Origin of the sequence: Flavobacterium macrobrachii (genome assembly GCF_014486675.1) — a bacterium.
In the GTDB taxonomy this organism is placed as follows: Bacteria; Bacteroidota; Bacteroidia; order Flavobacteriales; family Flavobacteriaceae; genus Flavobacterium; species Flavobacterium macrobrachii.
In genome coordinates this window covers 1-21465 of sequence record NZ_JACTAC010000062.1, presented here as the reverse complement: position 1 = coordinate 21465, position 21465 = coordinate 1, and the positions used below count along the sequence as shown (strand labels likewise).

The window sequence follows — 21465 nt, the reverse complement described above, 5'->3', positions numbered from 1 at the left end:
ATAATGCACTACGGGTAATGTGAATAAAGTTGTAAAGTAGTTAATGAATTTGAATAATCTTGAATTCTCTGGTCATCAAAACCATTCAAATACTCGTTTTTGACTAATTGAGATGGTTTCCAGTCATAATCACAATGCGTAATAGTGTAAAAATAATTGGCTTCTGTACCATATAAGTCATCGAATTGAAATTCAAAACTATCTCCAAGCCTAAAAATTGGAATCGTATTTTGATCATTTTGAACAAAAGTGACTGTTTTGATGTTGTATGGTGGAGTAATTTCTTTTTCTACTTGAGCAAATGAAATTATACTACTAAAAAAAAATAGAAGCGAAAGGATTGATATTTTTGACATAATTTAAAAAATCAGAATGGTAAATATAGTAATTTTTTTAACTAAAATTGTGCCAAAAAAGTATATTATTTGAAGCAAATCGGAATAATTTCTCCTTTTGCCAAACAGTATTTTTCAACTAAATCAGCTGAAATTTTATTGGTATAATCTTCTTCAACTACTTTAAAACCAATACTTCTTAATTTGTCAAAATAATCTCGTCCATAAACGCGAACGTGATCGTATTGTCCAAAAATTTTAGCACGTTCTTTTTGGTCAACAATTGTATCATCTGAAAAAGTTGTTGCTCTTGATAAATCTTGTGGAATTTGAAAGATTCCCATTCCACCTGGTTTTAAAACGCGATATAATTCTTGCATCGCTTTAGTGTCATCAGGAATATGTTCTAAAACGTGATTGCAAAAAATAATATCATAACTGTTGTCTTCAAACGGCAAATTACAAATATCTGCTTTTACATCTGCCAACGGCGAAAGTAAATCGGTTGTTGTATATTCAATATTAGTTTGTTTTTTGAACCTTTTGTAAAATTCTTGTTCAGGAGCAAAATGTAAAACTTTTTTCTTTTCTTTTGAAGTAAAATAATCAGTTTTATTTTGAAGATACAACCAAAGTAAGCGATGTCTTTCTAAGGATAAAGTACTTGGAGATAAAACATTGTTTCGTTGTGTTCCATAACCATAGGGCAAAAACATTCGGAAACTTTTACCGTCAATTGGATCTGTAAAACGATTTCCTTTTAACAAAAATGCCAATATCGGACGAACCACAATACTCAAACGAATAAGGATTGGTCTTGGAATAGTGTTTAATATAAATTTGAATGCTTTTTTCATTTAGATTTTAAATATTTTTTGAAATCGATCATTGTCAATAACTTCATATTTTGAAAAAAAGTGTTTATATTCAACTTGTAATTTTCTTCCTGAAGATGAAATAGCCATTTCTCGGATTGGAGTACAATTATTTCTGTCATAAACTATGTAGATTTGAAACAAGTCGCTTGGAAAACATAAACTATCTTTAAATCCATTTAAAAAAACATAATTGTAAAATGATATAATGCTTTCTGTTGCTTTTAACCTAAAATCTGTATCAGGAATTTTCCCTCTCTTGAATTCAACAAATATTACTTTGCCATCTTTAAAAAAAATAGTATCCGAAGTTTTTATTTTTTTATTGATTTCATCAAAATCAAAATTTAATTTAGAAGAATTAATAATGGATGCATTATTATTTGAGTCAAATGATAAAATTCGAAATTCTCTTTTAACAACATTAGCAATAAAGAAATCTTCTATATCCTTAATTCTCATCATTTATATCTTGAATTGTATAAAAAGCATCTGAAATTGAACTTAAAATGGGCGATATGTCTTGTGTTACATCAACAATAGTGGAAGACAATCCATCTTTATTTTTCTCTGCAAAATAAAAATTTGTTGACTTTTCATATTCATGTTTTTTAGTGTAAGCTTCTAATGCTTCTATGAAATAAGGACTGTGGGAAGTTAATACAATAGGAATAGCAAATTCTTTTGAAAGTAATACTAAAATTTCAGCATATTTAACTTGCCAAATTGGATGTAAGTGAACTTCAGGTTCATCTATAATTAATAGAGTATTAGAATTTAAAAAATCTTTCTTGAGTAATAATTGTAAAACACCAAAACTTTTTATTCCTGTTGCAACATTGCTTAAATCAAATTCTACATCTTGCTTTTTATATACTATCTGATTTTTTGTATTAAATTGAAAATCACCTTTTATTACATCAGAAATAATTGAATTTAGTTTTTCTGTATTATTACTTGTATCGGAAAATATATCTTGTTCTTTTTTTGGCTCAAAAATTTTGTTATTTAAATGTGAGTTTTTGTCACGAAGAATACTGTTAAATCTAATAATATTTCGATTTTCTAATTTTAAAGGTGATTCTATAAAAAATACTTCATCGTAATAAAAGTTTGAGCTAGTCTCAAATCCATAAAAAGAGATCGGTTCTTCAAAGTTTATTTTTTTTTCTACTTTACCCTCAATTTCTATATAGGAAATACCTTTTTTAAATTTATTTTTTATTTGATTTCCAAATTCATTTTCAAAAAAAGACTCCAATTCATAATGCAAAACTTCATTTGAATCACTCGAAATTGAAATACGGTTTTTTATGTCGTTTAGAATAGTTCCAAGCTGTATTTGAAAAGCTTTATTTGAATAATCGGCATACAAATCATCTATGCTTTCTATATCTGATAAAAGTAATTCAATTTTCTTAGTATCCTCAAAATCTATTCGATATGCAAAATCACCAAATAATGAGTCTGGTCTATCCAAAAAAGATAAAATAAACCTTTTTTGAATTTCTTCATCTTGTGCTTCTGTTGGCTTAGTTCTTAATAATAAATTTCGAACAGCTTTAATTTTATTTCGAACAAATTCAGATTTAGATGAGTTAAATCTATCTTCGTCAATATTTACGCCTCTGATTAAAGCATATAAAACCTTACCAACAGTACTTTTTCCAGAGTCGTTTTGCCCTGCAATTAAAGTTATACCATCAACATTAATATCGGCTTCTTCAATTATTCCAATATTTTGAAGTTTTATTTTCATTGTAAAATTTTATGTAAATATATTGAATTTGAATTTAATCTTTATCTATATGTTTAATGCTTTCTGACGGAATTCATCTTCCTCATTACTCACAATTCCCAAAACATCATAAATATATTGAAATGTAGAAAGTAATTCGGGTTTTCCATTGACTAAAGCTACATTATGTTCAAAATGCGCACTTGGTTTTTTGTCGGCAGTAACAATCGTCCAGTTATCTTTTAGGGTTTTGATGTTTTTGGTTCCCATGTTAATCATCGGTTCGATGGCAACAACCATTCCTTCGACAAATAGTTTTCCGCGACCGCGTTTTCCGTAGTTTGGCATTTCTGGACCTTCGTGCATTTTCTTTCCTAATCCGTGACCAACTAACTCGCGAACAACACCATAGCCAAAACTTTCGGTGTATTTTTGAATAGCATTTCCAACATCTTCTACACGATTTCCGGCTTTAAATTCACGAATTCCGATATAGAGACTTTCTTTGGTTACTTGTAACAGCTTTTTTGTTTCTGGAGCAACATTTCCAATTTCAAAAGTATAAGCGTGGTCGCCATAAAATTCATTCATCAAAACACCACAATCTACCGAAACAACATCGCCATCTTCGATAGGACGATTGGTTGGTAAACCATGAACAACTTGCTCATTAACGCTAGTTAACAATGTTGACGGACAACCATAAAGTCCAAGAAATCCCGGAATTCCACCGTTGTCTCTAATAAATTCTTCGGCTTTTTTATCGAGTTCTAAAGTAGTAACACCTTCTTTTATTTCGGTAGCAATCATGCCTAAGGTTTTAGAAACCAATAAAGCACTTTTGCGCATCAATTCAATCTCTTCTGAGGTTTTTGGAATAATCATTTTTCTAATTTTTCAGTGTGCAAAAGTAGTTATTTTTAATCATTATTCCGGATTAGCCATGATTTTGAACAACGAAGCATTGGATTCAAAAAATTTATTTTCGATGGAAAGCTGTGATAGTTGAGCGGAAACCAAATTATTTTCGCGACTATTAATCAAAAAAATTGAGCTTTCGCCAAATGAAAAAAGTCTTTCTTCGGAGTTGAGCATTGTACTGTAGTCAGTTACCAATTCATCAATATAGTTTTTTTGTTTTTCTAATGAAGTGATTTCTGCTTGTTGAGCATTGATTTTATTTTTCAATTGAACACGTTCCAAATCTAAATCGAATTGTGCATTTTGCAATTTTATTTTTGTAAGTTTTAAACTTCCTCTTTCTTTTCTAAGAAATATTGGAAACGCAAAATTTACACCAACTTTATAATCTTGAAAACGGTTGTTGTCAATGTAGCTTGGTTCAGAAAGATAGGAATAACCCAAGTCAATTTTGGGCAGAAGCATATTAGCTTTCAATTTTCTTTCCACATCGAGCATTTGTATTTTGTTTTCAAGCGCATTGATTTTTGGATGATTTTCTAGTGATGGTGTCATCATCAATTCGTTTGTTCGAAGTGTTTCTCTAATGGTTAATTCGAGTTTTTCTTCGGGGATGATATTTTCTTGTAATTCTAACGGAACATTGTTTTCCAACCAAAGAAAATTTGCTAACTCCAATTTGGACTTTGTAAGTTTAAGTTTTGATTCTTCTAAACTCAATTTGCGATTTCTAACAATTATTCCAGCTTCAACGCTATCAATAGCAGGTTTATCACCTTCTTTTATTAATCTTGAAACTCCATTAAAACGAATTTGAGCATTGGATAAATAGTTTTCATATAGTTTAACTTCATTATGGTTTCTTTTCCAATTGAAATAAGCAACAGACGCATCATAAAGTACAGCAACTGCCATTAAATTTCTCTCTGCTTGACTGAGGTTTAGTTGTATTTTGGCTTTTCTCAAGTCGGCCATTCGTTGATTGATAAACAAACCTTGTCCTATTGGAACTGAAATTCCGAAGGATGTTAAACCTTGGTTTGGAACGGTGTTTTCTGGATTTAGATAAATGCCTTCGTTGTTATCAAATCCGGCTTTTACTTCTATTCCGTACCAAGTTGGGATTTTAAAACTACTGTTTAATATCGAATAATATTCGCTGTCTTTGAATTTTTTTTGTTCAAAATCAACTTCGATTTTAGGATCAAATCCACCGCGTGCCATCATCAAATTGGCTTGTGCTTGGTTGATTTCTAAACCTGCGCTTTTTACTAACGGATGGTATTTTTTTACATAACCCAAATACTCATTGAAGGTGAGTTCTTGAAGGTTGTTTTCTTGAGCAACAACCCAAGTGGTGAATAGTAAAAGTAGTAGTGATTTTAAATTCATATTTTGTTGCCTTTTGATTGTGTTTTAACCCTGATCTCGTCATTGTTGGAGCTCTTAACTTATTGATTAAATAAGTTAAAGCGACTGACGAGAGCAGGAACATGGATTGCAAAAATGCGCAAGCCATTCGTTTCTAAAAAAAATTATTTTTTCTCTGTTGTGGTTTCTCCTTTGGGTTGATAATAATTTGGTGGAAATCCGTTCAAGGTTCGCCAAATTTCAAACCAAATTGGAACGTTGTCTAATAATGCAAGTGTTTGTGCGCCAGAACCAATGCTGATTTGTTTTGGCCAAGCTTCTTCTTTTTCGTCTGGTGCAATTAGAACTCTAAATTTTCCATTTGGACTGATGAAGTTTTCAACGGCTACGATTTTTCCTCCAAAAGTTCCATAGGACATATTTGGCCAGCCAGAAAAGACAATTGTTGGCCAACCGTCGAACCAAATCCTAACTTTTTCGCCTTTGTGAATTAACGGTAAATCGGTTGGACTGACGTAGGTTTCTACAGCAATGTCGTATTTTGATGGCATGATGCTTACGATTTGTGTGCCTTCTTTTATAGTTTCTCCAATTCCCGATTGTAATGCACGGTTTACATATCCGCTTTGTGGTGCTTTTATGTAATACATTCCGTTTCGGATTTTGTAGTTGTTGTACTGATTTTTGAGTTTGTTTACTTGTGCTTCGGTGTCAAACTGGTTACTCAATGCTGTATATTGATCACTTCGTGCTTTTTGTTCTTTTTCGTTATATTCTGCTATTATTCTATTGATTTCTACCTTAGCATTAATCAATTCGTTTTTGCTGGTTAATAATTTATTTTCTTGTGTTATTATTTTGGCTTCAACATCTTGAAGTTTTAGTCTTTTTTCTTCGACATCTACTACTGCTTTCAATCCTTCTTTTTCGAGAGTTGAAGAACGGTTGAATTGTGTATTAGCAATTCTTACTTGTGTTTTTACAGCAATTAGATCCATGCTGTCACTTTTTACTTTTAGAATAGACTGTCGGATTTTGTTTCGTGCTTGTTCAAGTTTTAAGTTTCTTTCATTTTGAATAGCTACTATTTGTGATGATAAAGTAGTTACTTTTCCTCCATAGGATTGTTGTGCCATTTCTTTTGCTTTGAGTTGGCTTTCGGTGTTTTGTACTAAATTTGGGTCAAGGTAATCTTCTTTTGTTTCTGAAATGAAAAGAATTGTATCTCCTTTTTTTACAAAATCGCCTTCTTTTACATACCACTTTTCAATTCTTCCAGCTATTGCAGTATGAATGGTTTGTGGACGTTGATCGGGTTTTAAAGTAGTAACTGCACCAGTTCCCGAAATATTTTGTGTCCATGGTAAAAACAAAAATACTAATGCAAGCAGCGAAACTCTAATAATAATTTTGTTCAAAATTTTATAATGAGGTCGTTCACTTAGGTTTTTATAAGTGCTGTACTTTTCAATATTTTCATTGATTTTGTTGTTATTTGAAATGTTAAGCATGTTGATTAGATTTTAATATCGTTGATGATTTTTCCTTCGCTCATTTTTAGAACTCGATTGCATTTAGCTTTCCAATTTTCGTTTTTAGAAGTTACTACTAATGTCCATTTATTTTTATCGGAAGTAATAAAATTGATGATTTCGTTTGCAGCATCGGCATCCATTTTGTCAAGTACATCTTCATAGAAAAGAATTTTTGGTTTGCTAATGATGCTTCTTGCAACTAATATTTTTTGGGCGTTTGATGAAGAAAGTTGTTTTCCTTCGGGAGAAATTTTAGTATCAAGTCCATTAGGTAATGATTTTATAAAATCGCCTAGTTTTACACTATCGATTGCCCATTTTATATCTTCTTGAGTTATTAATGGATTATTGAAAGTGATGTTTTCTTGAATTGTTCCTTCAAATGGTGTTTCGCCATTCATAATAGTGCTAATTTGAGAACGGAAATGATCAAGGTCAATTTTTCTATAGGTATCGTCGTTTATATAATACGAACCCGATGTTGGTTGTAATAATCCCGAAAGTACTCGAATAAGTGTAGTTTTTCCAGAACCATTTAAGCCGTCAAGATATATTTTTTCGGATTGTTCTATCGTTAAATTAATTTTTTCTAAAACAAAATCAGTTGAATCGGGGAATTTGTAACTCATGTTTTCTGTTACCAATTGAATGTTGGTGTAACAAAAATCAGCATTTGATGTTGATGATTCCTCAATTTCTAAATCGGTTATTTGTCCAATTTTTTCAACTGCTGTTAATACATCATAAAGTGTTTCTAATCCAATAATTATTTTTTCTACTGAATTGATAACCAATAAAATAATGATTTCAGCTGCTACGAATTGTCCAATATTCATTTTTTGATTTAAAACTAAATAACCACCAATGAATAGTAATCCTGCAGTAATTATAATTTTGAAAATGATAAGTTGTGTGTATTGTCTTTTAATTACACTAAAGTGTTTTTCTCTGTAATTAATATATTCTGAAACCATATGATCGTTTTTACTTAATGCAAAGTCAAAATTGGTTGCTTTCTTAAAACTGAGGTTATTTCGAGCGATTTCTTGTAGCCAACTTACAACTTTATATTTGTATTTGGATTCTTTTAAACTACTTGATAATCCTGAGTTAAAAGAGAACTTGAAAATAATATAAAGTAAAATAATTAAGAAAACACCAAATAATATAAAAAAGGTATGGTAAAATGATAGCAATATAATTCCAAACAGAATTTGAAGTATAGCTGTTGAAAAATCAATCAATAATTTGGAAATTCCTTTTTGAATGGTTAGAGTGTCAAAAAAGCGATTGGCCAATTCTGGCGGATATTCGTCGTATAATTCTTCTGACTTTATTTTAGGAAGTCTAAAACCAAATTCAAAAGAGGAACGAACGAAGATTTTTTGTTGTAAATTTTCAGTAATTCGAAGTTGCATTAACGATAATATTCCGGCTAATGCAACACCAATAATTACAATAAAAACCAATACAATCCAAGAAATACTAACGCGTCCAGATTGGATTAAATTAATAATTGCTTGTATTCCAAGTGGAAGAGATAAACTCACTAATCCGGCAAAAATGGCATAGAAAATAACTTGGATAATGTCTTTTTTATCCAGTTTTAATAAATTGATTGTTCTTTGTACGGCAGTTAATTTCATCTTTATTTCTTTAATGTTTTGTAGGCAAGTTCAATGTAAAAATCAGTTGGAGAATTATTTTCATTGCAATTGGTTATCGATTTTAAATGGTCTTTTAAAAAATGTTGGTGCAACGAACCTTCAACAATAGACGAGGCTAAACTTTTTGAAAAAGAATAGTTTGGGTTTACTTCTTCAATAATTGTGATTAATCTATTTATTACACTTTTATACACTAAAAAGAAACCTTCTTTATTTTCTTCATCTACTTCTTTGGTTAAAAGCGTTTTGGTGAATTCTGCAATGATTATTTGGTTTAAAACAGCCTCATTTATATGTTGTGTTTTGGTATCATCATCAACTTTTTCTGTTACAATTGTGATTGCTCTTTTTAACTTTTCCATTGGATCATTAATATTAGTTATTGAAAAAAGCATTCTGTATTCCATCCATGCCCAATACCAAGAACATAAATATAGTAATAATTTGTGTTTACTTTCAAAATAACGATAAATAGAACTTTCGTTGGAACCAATTTTTTCGCCAAGCTTTTTAAATGTAAAATCTTCAAAGCCAATTTCGTTGATTAAAATAATGCTCTGGCTAATGATTTTTTTTCCTAAATCCGATGTTTCAGGGTTTTTGACAAATAATTTAGGGTTTACAGTGATTGTGATATTTGAAAGAATATTTTGCATGATATTAACTATTTTTTTGTTTTATTCGGCATTGTTTTCATTTGAATAACATCTACCAAAAAGGCAAAAGCCATAGAGAAATAGATGTAACCTTTAGGGATTTCAAAGTGGAAACCTTCTGCAATAAGTGAAACTCCAATCATCATCAGAAAACAAAGTGCTAATATTTTAAACGATGGATGTTTTGAAATGAATTCGCTGATAGGTTTAGAGGCAAATAACATAATAATAACGGTAACAATTACTGCTGTGTACATCACCCAAAGTTCATCAACCATTCCTACTGCTGTAATAATAGAATCGACTGAGAAAACTAAATCCAGTAGTATAACTTCGCCTAAAAGTTTTTTAAAACTTCCTTTTTTTGGAAGCTCATTTTCATGTGAATTGGCAATTTCTGTTTTGTGATAAATCTCTTTGGTACTTTTATAAATTAAAAATAAACCACCTAAAATTAAAATCAAACCTTTTCCTGTAAAGTCGATTTCAAAAAGTGAAAATAGCGTTTTATCTAATTTTAAAATCCATGAAATGAAAGCAAGTAAAGCCAATCGCATTACCATAGCCAATCCAATTCCCCAAAATCGCAATTTATTTCTTTGGCTTTCGGGTAGTTTATCAGCAAGAATGGAAATAAAAATGATGTTATCAATTCCTAGGATTACTTCGAGTGCAATTAATGAAATTAAAGGTATTAAAGCGTCTATCATATTGTTTGTTTTAGAAATTTATTTTAAATCCAAAGTTTAAATTTTTCATGTCTTGTAATTCTGGTTTAATATCGTTTCCTTTTAAATCAAGATATTTTAAATGGTCCAAGGTTTGTATTTCAGGAATTTTTTTAAATTTATTCTGATTAAGGTATAAGTTTTCTAAACTTTTAAATTCTAAAATTTCATTTGGTAATTTCGATAAATTATCGTTTTCAAGATGTAATGTTTTTAAATTGGGTAGTTTTGCTAAAGTTGATAATGTTTTTGGTAGATTCATGTTCTTTTCATCATTCAAATAGATTTCTTCAAGGTTGGTTAAGTTAGAAATTTCTTCTGGTAATTTTATGAAATCGTTCCCACTTAAATCCAATACTTTTAGTGATTTAATTTTGGTTATTGCTATTGGTATTTGCTTTAATCGATCGTTTTTTAAAGTAAGATATTCTAGATTAATAAACTGCAACCATTGTTCATCGGTTACATTGATTTCTTGATTGCTAAGATTTAACCTAATAACTTTTTCAGGATTTTTGAGTGCTTCGCTCAAAGAATTAAATTCTTTATTCTTTTCATTGTCTTGACCAAAAATCATATTAGAGATCAAAAATATAAATGCGAAAGTGTAATTTAATTTTTTCATGATTGATATGTTTTAGTGTTCAACAATAAATGTAAGTGCAAATATAATAGTAAAACTATTAATATATGGTTTCATACTATTATTTTCACTTTGTTTTAACTTTTGTTTTTTCAATAACAGCAACAGACTTTTGTAGAATTAAAGAATTTGGTATTGTAATAATTTTTTCATTTGATAATTTTAAATGAACAAAAAAATATGTTAAATCTGAAATCTCTCCTTCAATTGTGTAATCTTTGTCTAAAATTTCTATGGTATCACCAATTTTCAACGGATGATTAAAAAAAAGAATAATACTTGATGTAATATTTGATAATAAAGACCATTGAGCAAAAAATGCAATACCAAGAGCGGTTAAAATAGTACTAGTAAAAAGTGCTATTTGATTTTGTTTTAATCCCCAAATTGCTCCTATAAGTAAAATTGCAGCAAATAAAGAAATTAAGTTAAACGCTTTTATCATTATTTTTCTTCTACCTCTTTGTAGTTGTGTGTTTTTTAAAAATTTATTTACTGTAACCTTTGTCATAAAGAAACAAACTATATAGGCAACGATTACAATTACGGTTTCAATTACACGAATATCAAATGGTTTCATTTTTTACTTGTTTTTTTTTAGACAAATCAAAGTTGAAGTTAGTGTTGACGATAAATCCATTATTGTTTTGATAAACATTTTGGTTATTTACTTCTCTACTAAGTTGTAGTGTTTGATTTAGATAACCTGCTTCAATTCGAAGTGTATTATTAAATCGATAACCAAATAATAAACCAATTCTATTTTGATCGAAAATATTTTCATTTACATTTTTTCCAAATCCAATGAAAAGTTCATTGTAAGCAGCAACATAAGGAGTTTTGTTTTCAATCTTATCGCCTTTTAAAGGTAGTTGAAGTCTAATCATGTATCGAAGTCGGTTCAATAAGGGAAATTCATCTTCGCTCGATAAATCAATATTTGAATAACGTCCAACCCATCGTTGTTCAAGCATAAATCGATGTGAAATATCTATTTTTGAAATTTTATCGATTAATGTTACCATCTGAAAAGTTCGATGTTCAGTAAAATCTTTTCCCATTCCGTTTATTGGTGTTTCACCATATGCATAGGTTTCTATCCAAGCATAGCCAAGTCGAAATTGCACTTTAGGATTTAGTTGATAATTTACTCCCAATCGAAGCAAACTTTGCTGTTTATCTGTAATAAAATTGTCTCTTCGAAGTTGATATTCACTATGAATACTGTATTTTTCATTCAATTTGAAAGTACCAAAATAGTTGTACCAGCTAATATCATTTCGCTCTATTTTACGATTGTTTTGAGCAAATAGGTTGTTAAATGAAAATAGTAAAATAAAAGTTAAAAAGTAAAATTGTTTCATAGTTTATAAAAATTTAGGGCTAATCCACTAAAATGAATTAGCCCAATTTATTTCTTATTTTGTTGGAGAAAAAGGCAATGATGATTTGTGAACTATTATTCTTAGTTTACCATCTTTTCCTTTTTTGAAAACCCAAGTTTTATCAACCATTACTTCTTTACCGTTTTTGTCGGTTACCCAAACATTACCCATGGTTATTGCAATAGAACCATAAATTTGAATGCCTTCGTTGTTTTTTCCTGCATTATCATATCTTGCTTTTACCCATGGCGTTAGTGCAAATCCTTTATCATTTGGATAATCAGCATCGCCACCAATAAAGTATGCTAAAGCACCTTTTTTGTCATTTCTAAAAGTTTGATCTCCATAAGCCAATGTTGGTTTGAAAAAAACTTTTCCATAATCATAATTGTAAGCATCAGATAAGACTTGTTCAGCAAACGATTTGTAATCGCCACCTTCTTCCTTTAGTTTTCCAATTTTAACCAGTGCATCACACCAATCTTGTTGCGCTTTGTTTACTTCCTCATAAGTGATGATGGTTTGTGCACCTTCTTCAACATAAACCAATCCAAGTTCATCAATTACTTTTTGAACTTCATCCGAAGTTTTTGTAACTTGATTTTTTACTTCTTCTTTTTTTTCTTCTTTTGATTGATTACAAGAAATAAGGAATGTTCCAGTTACAAGTGCTAAAAATAAGGTTTTTCTAATTTTCATTTTTTTTAAATTTAATGTTAGTACTTCTTTAAAATAATTTAGCTAAACTTTTAATTTTGAAATTAATTAATACAAAGATAATAGTATTACTATTATTTTTGAGATTTTAACTTTTATTTATAATTTGTTTTGTTCAATTTCTATGAGAATTGTCATATTTTTAAAATGATAATCTCAATAATTTTACAAAAAATAAAAATATGAGCAAATATGTTACCGCTGATGAAGCTGTAAAAGTGGTAAAGTCTAATGATAGAGTTTACGTTCAAGCAGCTGCAGCAACACCTACCGTTTTAACCAAAGCACTTGCTAATAGAGCAGCCGAGTTACGCAATGTTGAGGTTTGTCATCTTCACACCGAAGGCGATGCACCTTATGCAAATCCTGAATTAGCCGAAAGTTTTCACGTCAATTCCTTTTTTATCGGTGCCAATGTTCGACACACGTTAACCGCTGGAAATGGTTCTTATACACCAGTTTTTTTGAGTGAATTGCCCAATCTTTTTCGAAAAAATGTCTTGCCAATTGACGTTGCGTTCATTCATGTTTCGCCACCGGATATTCACGGATATTGTTCGCTTGGTGTTTCTGTCGAAGCAACCGTTGCCGCTATTGAAAATGCCAAAATTGTCATAGCACAAGTCAATCCACAAATGCCACGAACCTTTGGTGACGGAATTCTGCATGTTTCCGAAATCAATTATTTAGTTGAAGTCAATCTGCCAATACATGAACATCCGGTTGCTGCTTTTTCAAAAGAAGAAGAAAAAATTGGCGAATATGTTGCTTCGTTAATTGAAGACAGAAGCACACTTCAAATGGGAATTGGTTCTATTCCAAACGCAGCGTTGAGCAAGTTGAAAAACCATAAAGATTTAGGATTACATACCGAAATGTTTTCCGATGGAGTGATTGATCTGATAGAAAGTGACGTTATCAATTGTAATTATAAAGGAACACTTCGCGGTCGAGCTTTGGCAACATTTTTAATTGGTTCCAAGCGATTGTATGATTTTGTAAACGATAATCCGTTCATCGAAATGAAAGAATCGTCGATGGTTAACGACACAGCTCGAATTCGTAAAAACCCAAAAATGGTCGCCATTAATTCAGCTATCGAAGTCGATTTAACTGGACAAGTTTGTGCCGATTCTATTGGTGCCAAAATGTATTCTGGCGTTGGCGGACAAATGGATTTTATTCGTGGCGCATCATTAAGTCCAGGCGGAAAAGCCATTATTGCTTTGCCGTCAATTACTAAAAAAGGCGAAAGTCGCATCGTTCCATTCTTGAAACAAGGCGCAGGAGTTGTAACGACTCGTTCTCATGCGCAATACATCATTACCGAAAATGGAATTGCCAATTTGTATGGCAAAACCCTAAAACAACGAGTGTCAGAATTAGTTAAAATTGCCCATCCAAATCATCAAGAAAGCATCGAAAAAAGCTATTTTGACCTGATAAATAAATAGGAGCGAGTCGTTTGGGACTTTTTGGATTCCCTATTCCTGCTTTTCGTTACAATAAAAAATGCTTCCAAACAATGGAAGCATATTTTATTTACACTGCAATCAGGGCTAAATAGTTTTTGTCTTTTGTAAAATCAAAATTTACAATAACGATTTTCCAGTCATAACTGCTGGTTTTTCAATTCCCATCAATTCCAAAATCGTTGGAGCAACATCGCCAAGAACACCATCTCTTACTTGAATTGGGTCATTGTCAACCATAATTATCGGTACAGGATTGGTTGTGTGTGCAGTATTCGGACTTCCATCTGGATTAATCATCGTTTCGCAATTTCCGTGATCGGCAATAATAATGGTTGTATAATTATTTGCCAAAGCGGTTTCTACAACTTCTTTTACACAAACATCAACTGCTTCACAGGCTTTGATGGCAGCTTCCATAATTCCGGTATGACCAACCATATCGCCATTAGCAAAATTCAAGCAAACAAAATCAACTTCACCTTTTTGTAATTCAGGAACCAAAGCATCTTTTAATTCAAACGCACTCATTTCGGGTTGTAAATCATACGTAGCTACTTTTGGAGAATTTCTCAAAATGCGTGTTTCACCTTCAAATGGAACTTCTCTTCCGCCAGAAAAGAAAAACGTCACGTGTGGATATTTTTCAGTTTCCGCAATGCGGATTTGTTTTTTTCCCGCTTTTTCCAAAACTTCTCCAAGTGTTTCTGTAATATTGTCTTTGTCATAAATCACATGAACATTAGAATAGGTATCATCATAATTAGTCATTGTGACATAATACAAATTCATTTTGTGCATATTGAATTCGTGGAAATCTTTTTGCGACAACGCCTCGGTTAATTCTCTTCCTCTGTCTGTTCTAAAGTTAAAGAAAATAACAACATCATCCTCTTCAATTTTAGCCAAAGGCTTGTTGTTTTCATCAACTACAACCAATGGTTCGATAAATTCATCGGTTATATTTTGATCATAACTTTGTTGGATGCTTTCAACTGCATTTGTTGTGTGTTTTCCAATTGAGTTTACTAATAAATCATAAGCTAGTTTTACTCTTTCCCAGCGTTTGTCTCTATCCATAGCATAATATCTGCCAATAACCGAAGCGATTTTTGCTGTTGTATTTTGAATGTAATTTTCTAAATCTTGAAGATAACCTTTTCCTGATTTTGGATCAACATCGCGACCATCAGTAAAAGCGTGAATGTAAACTTTGTCAAGTCCAAAAGTTTGTGAAGCATCAATCAAGCCTTTTAAATGAGACGTATGCGAATGAACGCCACCATCGGAAACTAATCCTAAAAAGTGAACGGCTTTGTTGTTGTCTTTAGCATATTGAAACGCATCAATCAGCGGTTTTTCCTGAGACATCGTTTTATTGGCAACAGCCAAATTGATTTTTGCCAAATCTTGATATACGATTCTTCCCGCACCAAGATTCATGTGTCCAACTTCGGAATTTCCCATTTGACCTTCGGGTAAACCTACGTTTAAACCATCGGTTCGAAGTTGTGCATTTGGATATTGAGTATAAAGTGAGTTTATAAACGGAACATTGGCATTGTCTATTGCAGAAACTTTTGGATCGGGTGATTTTCCCCAACCGTCCAAAATCATAAGGATTACTTTCTTGTTCATTTAAAAAATGTTTTGAACAAAGGTAAATCATTTACGGTTTTTTGTCCGTTAAAAAGCTGTTGTTTTTTTGAAAAAGATACTAACGAAAACGTTATTTTTTCAAAGAATTGTAATCAATAAAATAACGAAGACTTACGGAAAAGATATGGTTTAGATTATTGTTGTCAATAGCATCTTTCAAATTAGTATTGAAACTTCGGTCAAATTCTCTTGAAAATAAGGACGAACTATTTCTGTACATCACCGAAACTTGACTTCCTGGCGCAAACCACCAAGAATAAGATAAATCCAAGTTCCAAGTGTTGAAATTTTGGTTTAAATTTTCAGTAAAAGCAAAATTGTCTGCAAAAGTTCCGTCATCTAATAAAGTTAGGTATCGCTTATTGGTAACATACGACCAATAGTGTCTTACCAATAAATTGAAGTTCATCTTATTATTCAAAGTATATTTTCCTTGAATGGTATTGGTAACACTAATTCGGTTTCTTCGGGCAAAAATAGTGTTGTCATCATCGTCAAAAGCAACCCAACCTGTGTTATTGTTTTGTCGGTTGTAAGTCAATCCATAAATAATCGTGATTTTGTCGTTTATTCTATATCTCGGGCTAAAAAATATATTATAAACAACTCTTTCTCTTTCATTTAAGAAAGTGAAATAAGGATTGAAATCAATGGCAAGTTTTCGATTGTAGTTTTGTGATAAGAAGAAATAAAACTGAATTTGCTCAGGAATTTGAACAAATCTTTTTTCGTTTTCTGAGCGCGGTTCATAGAAATCGTAGGTAACGAAAGGCCTTGTGTTAATAGCAAAACCAAGGAAATCATTTTTCTTGTTTTCGGTATTGAATAATAGATTTAATCGGTTGGCTTGCAACATTCCGGTTCTGTTGTCAAATTCATAATATTGCGTTAATCCAGCAGTAAATGAATTAAATAATTCATTTGGTTTTAATATTCGATAATTTACATTTCCATAAACGGAATGATAATGGGTTTGAAAATTAATCCCTAAATCGTTGTTGTCATAATCGTCAGAAACATATTGTCCAGCCAAGCTAAAGCGATATTTTCCGCTGGTTTTTCTAAAGTTTAAATAACTGTCGTAGCCTTTTCTATTGTCTTGATTTCCAAATTCGTTAATGTAACTGTATTTGTAATTTCCTGAAAGGTTGTAAGTGTTTTGAGTGGTATTTAAATCCCAAACTAAAGCTGAAACATTAGCATCGCGAAATTCTCCGTTTCGGGTAACATTAGTATTTACTAACGAAACCGACGAATTTTGATTAAAACGTTGGTCTAAAACTAATACGTTAAAATTAGCCAAAGGTTCTACAACGACATTTCGGTTTTCTGTAGTAATCGAATTATCTGGATTTGTGATTGTTTTTTTTACGGTAGCTTCGGTTTTTTCGGTAACAGCGTTTAGAACTCCAATTCCCAAACCGCTTTTGGTTCGTCCGGAAATCTTTAATGCATTTAGTAAATTTACCGTCAAAGGATAATCAGTTACTTCTTCGTCATCGCCAGTTGTAGGATACGTTGATGGTTCGCCGCCAATTCTTCGAGTGTAAAGTAAATTTCCTTTGTTAAACAAATCGGTTCCTTCGGTAAAAAATGGTCTGTTTTCTACAAATTGTTGTTCGAATGCACTAAGATTTAGTTCTACATTATCAAATTTTGTTTGACCAAAATCTGGAATAAGAATAGCATCAAGTGTGAAAGCATCGTTGATACCATATTTTATATCCAATCCACCTTTGAATTCGCCAATGGTTTTTTGGGTTTTATTGGCATTCAAATAAAAAGAAGAATAGGGAATTAAAAACAATCGAGTAGGTGTTTCAATATTTTCAATTCCAGTCAATAATCCTGCTTGAGTACTTTCGTTTACAATTTTGTTATCGAGTAAACTCCAAGTAAATTGTTGCCTATCTCGACGAACCTCTCTATAAAGGTTTAAGCCCCAAGTTTGAACTTTTTCTGTTGAAAAACGTAACGCTGCGTAGGGAATTTTCATTTCCACAACCCAACCAAAATCGGTGATTTGAGTTTCGCTTTCCCAAATAGCATCCCAAGTAAAGTCTTCGCCAAAGGTTTCAGTATAAACACCATCAATTTGAACACCTGAAGCACTTACAAAAAAACGAAATTCCTGTTGACCATCGTTATATCCGTTGAACCAAACGCCAAAATGATCCGCTGAAACAAAGTTGTCTCGTTGGGTTAATTCTTTCATTATTTTAGTTGGATCGTCGTAAAGTTTTGCAGCAACATAAATAGCTTCGTTGTCATACAGAATTCTAACTTCACTTTTTCTATCGGGAGTTTCGGGTTTACCGTTTGTGGGAAATATTTCTATGAAATTATTTGCCAGCTCAGCATTAGTCCAAGCAGCTTCGTCAAGTTTTGCATCAATACTTATCTTCTCTGTAATAAATTTGGTTTGGAGCGTTTTTTTTTGCCCAAAAATAAAAGACGAAAATAAAAGTAAAGGCAGAAAAATGTATGAAGTTTTTGGCATGTAGAGTCTGTTTGTCGAACAAAAATAAGTATTTAATTGATTTTCACAATAATCACACAATAAAAAAGTATCGATTATCGTTCTCTTAAGAGTAGATTAAAAAAGTGTAACTTTATCATTGATTTTTTGGAAGTTATATTTTTTTTTATAGATTTGCCATCCCAAGTCTAATTATTAAACCTATAACTATCAATGAATTATAAGATTTTTTTTCTTTTTGTGTTTGTATTACTAACATCGTTTAGTAATATATCAATCAAACCTAAAAATAATTTGAATATCACTGAAACCATCAAGTTACCTGGTTCTAAAGTGATTTCTTCCTACAATGAATTAAATATAAATTCTGACAAAAAACCAAGCTTTGAGAGTTTTTCTATTGCATTAGAAGGATTTTATAAATTGAAAGAAAAAGGATTGGTGACCAAAGATATTTTGACGCTAATTGATTTTTCTAAATCGTCAAATACCAAACGTCTTTGGGTAATTGATTTAACTACAAACGAAGTTTTATTCAATACTTTAGTTGCTCACGGAAAAAATACAGGCGAAGAATTTGCGAATTATTTTTCGAACAAAGCTGAATCATTTCAAAGTAGCCTTGGATTTTATGCTACTGCAGAAGTTTACATAGGAAAACACGGTTTGTCGCTACGTTTAGACGGTTTGCAAAAAGGTTTGAACGACAAAGCAAGAGAACGCGCAGTTGTAGTTCATGGTGCTGATTATGTTTCGGAAAGTTTTATTAAAAACCACAAACGTTTAGGTAGAAGTCAAGGTTGTCCTGCGTTACCTGTTGAAATGAATAAAAAAATTATTAACGTGATTAAAGAAAGATCATGTTTGTTTATTTATCATCCTTCAAAAAGCAGTTTGTTTATCTAAAAAATCACTTCATTTTTTTGAATAAATCATCGTCGAGATTGTAAATATCATCTCTGAAAATGAGTATGTTGTCTTCACTCCAAGCTGTCCAATACCATTGATGAACATAAACTGGAGTTTTGATAGAAGCATTTTTAGTTTCGCCTGTTTTCAAAATTTCGGTGATTTTTTCCAAATTATAATTCAAAGTATCTTTTAATAAATAAGAAGTCAATTCTAAAGGATTTTCCACACGAACGCAACCCGAACTCAAAGAACGATTCCATTTTTCAAAATAATCTCTGTGATTCGTATCATGAAGATAAACCGAATATTTATTGGGGAAAATGATTTTCACCATTCCAAGTGAATTAAAACTTCCAGGACTTTGAACATAGCGATAACTTCTCGCTTTGGACGTTTTCCAATCGCTAGCCGAAATTACATTTCCAGCGTTGTCATAAACCGTAATGTTTTTGCTGGCTAAATAACCTCTGTTTTTTATCGTTGCTGGAATAATATCTTCTTTTAAAATTGTTGGTGGAACAGTCCATGTTGGGTTAAAAACAGCATAGCTTAGTTTAGAACTCAATATTGGTGTTTTTCTTTTGTTAGTTCCAACAATAATTTTATGAGTCATAACCGTATCGTTATTTTCAACAACACGCAATTTATAATCTGGAATATTTATGATTAGATATTCATTTCCCATTTCGGTAGCAAACCATTTCCAGCGTTCCAAATTTGCCATAATCTGGTTTTTTCTTCGAGTTTTAGAAAAATTCAAAGCGTTTAAAGTTCCTTTGCCAATAACGCCATCGGCAGCTAAACCATGTCTTGTTTGAAAACGTTTTATGGCTTCAACGGTTTTAGTGTCATAATTTTTAGTCAATGAATCTTGTGGTTTTAAATCGTTCCAATACATCAATCTTCGTTTAATGGAAAGCATTACTTTTGTAGTATCGTTTGGATTTATTTTTTCAGATGCCACAATGGTTTTTAGTGTGTCTTTTGGAAAACTATTCAAAATTTCCATTGCTTTTTTTAGTCGTTTGTAAACAATATGTTGCGGTTTACAACTGTCCAAAACGGTTTGTAGTTTGTTTTCTTTGAACGCTTTTAAAAGGATAACGTTAACATCGGTGTTTTTAGCTTTTAAATCCCAATCACCATAAATTCCTTTGGGATTTAATTTTCCCTGACTAATGTGCCAAATGTATTTTTGAAGATTATACGTCAATAATAAGTCATAATCAACCAATTCTTTATCGCTAAGTTTGTTGATTTTTGTCTCCAGTTTGTTCAGTTTTTCAAACCGATAATCATCGGAAAAAAGACCTTCGTTTTCGGCATTTTTGAATTCGTTTAAAATGATTTTTCTAAATTCAGTCGATTGCCAAACCGTTTCGTGATTGTACTTTGCATAAAAATCCACCAAAACTGGACTTTCAAATTTAGCATACAAACTCGTATCAATTTTGATGATTTTGCCTTCATAGGGTTTGTCTCGTTTGATAACGTCAACTTTTTTTGGAGGTGTATTTTTTACCGTTTCATCTTTACACGAAACCATAAAAAGAATTAAAATCAATAGTAAAAGTTGTTTCATATTATAGTTGTTTGTACATCACAAAATGTGTTCCGATGTCGCCAATTTCAAAAGATTTACCCATAATTTGATAGTCCAATTTTTCATAAAAGGGAACGGCGTTTGCTCGTGCATTAAACCAAAGTAGGTTAATTTTTTCATTTCTCAAATAATTTTCACAAGCTGCTAACAGTTTTTCTCCAAAACCTTGTTTTTGATGTGAATTTAAAACTGCCATGCCTCGCATTTGCATTTGAATTTTGTGATTAAAAAAAGAATGATGTTGCATGAATAACGAAGTTACACCGACCAACGTGTTGTCAATAAAAATGCCAAAGTGTTTTGTTGAAGCCAAATCATCGCCATCAAAATGGCAACTTTCAATAGGTTTTCCAGCTCTTAAAACCGGATGTCGCACGGAAAAAGTTTCCTGAAAAGTGATTTCTTCAATTTTCATCATTTTATTTTAAAGTTTTCTAAGGGAAAATAAAGATATAACTTTTTAAATGTAAATCACTTATAAAATTGAAGTGATTTTTTGATAAAAAAAATTAAAAAAAATTTGCATTCAAAGAAACTTATTCTTTATATTTGCACTCGCAAAACGATAGAAATATCAATTTGTAATGCGGAAGTAGCTCAGTTGGTAGAGCTCCAGCCTTCCAAGCTGGTTGTCGCGAGTTCGAGCCTCGTCTTCCGCTCCAAAATAAAACCTCAAACGAAAGTTTGAGGTTTTTTTGTTTTTAATAGCTGTTTATGAATTTTCTTAAAGAAAAAGTCAAGTTGATTAGGTAACCAGTCATACTGCAAA

The 21465-nt window shown here is 31.4% G+C and carries 19 protein-coding genes, 1 tRNA gene and 1 pseudogene; 3 read left to right on the top strand and 18 right to left on the bottom strand.

Features of this window, described 5'->3' with window-relative positions; all coding sequences use genetic code 11:
- Positions 1–14: 14 nt before the first annotated feature.
- From IAI56_RS12490 to IAI56_RS12425, 14 genes and pseudogenes are all read right to left on the bottom strand, one after another.
- Positions 15–356, bottom strand: a pseudogene (locus tag IAI56_RS12490) (type IX secretion system plug protein); the annotation flags it as partial.
- Positions 357–421: 65 nt separating this feature from the next.
- Positions 422–1192 (bottom strand): class I SAM-dependent methyltransferase, encoded by a 771-nt coding sequence (locus IAI56_RS12485; protein ID WP_187658189.1) that lies wholly within the window; start codon positions 1190–1192, stop codon positions 422–424.
- Positions 1193–1675, bottom strand: a complete 483-nt coding sequence (locus tag IAI56_RS12480) for a hypothetical protein (protein WP_187658188.1) — start codon at positions 1673–1675, stop codon at positions 1193–1195.
- Complete coding sequence (locus IAI56_RS12475; RefSeq protein WP_187658187.1) at positions 1662–2969, bottom strand: AAA family ATPase; 1308 nt, start codon at positions 2967–2969, stop codon at positions 1662–1664. Before IAI56_RS12475 ends, IAI56_RS12480 begins: the two co-directional genes overlap by 14 nt.
- Positions 2970–3014: 45 nt before the next feature.
- Positions 3015–3833, bottom strand: coding sequence for a type I methionyl aminopeptidase (gene map / locus IAI56_RS12470; protein WP_187658186.1), 819 nt, complete (start codon positions 3831–3833; stop codon positions 3015–3017).
- A 42-nt stretch (positions 3834–3875) separates the two neighbouring features.
- Positions 3876–5261 (bottom strand): TolC family protein, encoded by a 1386-nt coding sequence (locus tag IAI56_RS12465; RefSeq protein ID WP_187658185.1) that lies wholly within the window; start codon positions 5259–5261, stop codon positions 3876–3878.
- 143 nt (positions 5262–5404) lie between these two features.
- The gene (locus IAI56_RS12460; RefSeq protein ID WP_187658184.1) at positions 5405–6751 is read right to left on the bottom strand and encodes an HlyD family secretion protein; all 1347 of its coding nucleotides are present in this window, start codon (positions 6749–6751) and stop codon (positions 5405–5407) included.
- 5 nt (positions 6752–6756) lie between these two features.
- Positions 6757–8421: a peptidase domain-containing ABC transporter gene (locus tag IAI56_RS12455; RefSeq protein ID WP_187658183.1), complete on the bottom strand. Its 1665-nt coding sequence runs from the start codon at positions 8419–8421 to the stop codon at positions 6757–6759.
- A gap of 2 nt (positions 8422–8423) precedes the next feature.
- Positions 8424–9098: a TetR/AcrR family transcriptional regulator gene (locus IAI56_RS12450; protein WP_187658182.1), complete on the bottom strand. Its 675-nt coding sequence runs from the start codon at positions 9096–9098 to the stop codon at positions 8424–8426.
- Between the two features lie 8 nt (positions 9099–9106).
- On the bottom strand, positions 9107–9808 hold the full coding sequence (locus IAI56_RS12445; RefSeq protein WP_187658181.1) for a TerC family protein: 702 nt from the start codon (positions 9806–9808) through the stop codon (positions 9107–9109).
- Between the two features lie 10 nt (positions 9809–9818).
- Entirely contained in the window at positions 9819–10451 is a 633-nt protein-coding gene (locus tag IAI56_RS12440) for a leucine-rich repeat domain-containing protein (protein WP_187658180.1), read from the bottom strand.
- A gap of 85 nt (positions 10452–10536) precedes the next feature.
- The gene (locus tag IAI56_RS12435) at positions 10537–11049 is read right to left on the bottom strand and encodes a mechanosensitive ion channel domain-containing protein (protein ID WP_133533473.1); all 513 of its coding nucleotides are present in this window, start codon (positions 11047–11049) and stop codon (positions 10537–10539) included.
- The gene (locus tag IAI56_RS12430) at positions 11036–11833 is read right to left on the bottom strand and encodes a DUF2490 domain-containing protein (protein WP_187658179.1); all 798 of its coding nucleotides are present in this window, start codon (positions 11831–11833) and stop codon (positions 11036–11038) included. The genes IAI56_RS12435 and IAI56_RS12430 overlap by 14 nt, the downstream gene beginning before the upstream one ends.
- A gap of 54 nt (positions 11834–11887) precedes the next feature.
- Positions 11888–12553, bottom strand: a complete 666-nt coding sequence (locus IAI56_RS12425; protein WP_204158732.1) for a hypothetical protein — start codon at positions 12551–12553, stop codon at positions 11888–11890.
- 200 nt (positions 12554–12753) lie between these two features.
- Between IAI56_RS12425 and IAI56_RS12420 the strand changes: the two genes are divergently transcribed.
- Entirely contained in the window at positions 12754–14025 is a 1272-nt protein-coding gene (locus IAI56_RS12420; protein ID WP_187658178.1) for an acetyl-CoA hydrolase/transferase family protein, read from the top strand.
- 138 nt (positions 14026–14163) lie between these two features.
- Here the strand turns inward: IAI56_RS12420 and gpmI are convergent, their stop codons facing one another.
- A complete protein-coding gene (gpmI, locus tag IAI56_RS12415) occupies positions 14164–15681 on the bottom strand; it encodes a 2,3-bisphosphoglycerate-independent phosphoglycerate mutase (protein ID WP_187658177.1) in 1518 nt (505 codons plus the stop codon).
- 91 nt (positions 15682–15772) lie between these two features.
- Positions 15773–18202: a DUF5916 domain-containing protein gene (locus tag IAI56_RS12410; protein ID WP_187658176.1), complete on the bottom strand. Its 2430-nt coding sequence runs from the start codon at positions 18200–18202 to the stop codon at positions 15773–15775.
- Between the two features lie 192 nt (positions 18203–18394).
- Between IAI56_RS12410 and IAI56_RS12405 the strand changes: the two genes are divergently transcribed.
- Positions 18395–19087: a murein L,D-transpeptidase catalytic domain family protein gene (locus IAI56_RS12405; protein ID WP_187658175.1), complete on the top strand. Its 693-nt coding sequence runs from the start codon at positions 18395–18397 to the stop codon at positions 19085–19087.
- 4 nt (positions 19088–19091) lie between these two features.
- Here IAI56_RS12405 and IAI56_RS12400 read toward each other — a convergent pair whose 3' ends face one another.
- Both IAI56_RS12400 and IAI56_RS12395 read right to left on the bottom strand, forming a co-directional pair.
- Positions 19092–20675 carry a L,D-transpeptidase family protein gene (locus tag IAI56_RS12400; protein ID WP_187658174.1) on the bottom strand — a complete coding sequence of 528 codons (1584 nt, stop codon included), beginning with the start codon at positions 20673–20675 and terminating at the stop codon, positions 19092–19094.
- Position 20676: 1 nt separating this feature from the next.
- Positions 20677–21114, bottom strand: coding sequence for a GNAT family N-acetyltransferase (locus tag IAI56_RS12395; RefSeq protein WP_187658173.1), 438 nt, complete (start codon positions 21112–21114; stop codon positions 20677–20679).
- A gap of 168 nt (positions 21115–21282) precedes the next feature.
- Here IAI56_RS12395 and IAI56_RS12390 point away from each other — a divergent pair.
- Positions 21283–21358, top strand: a tRNA-Gly gene (locus IAI56_RS12390).
- Positions 21359–21465 lie beyond the last annotated feature (107 nt).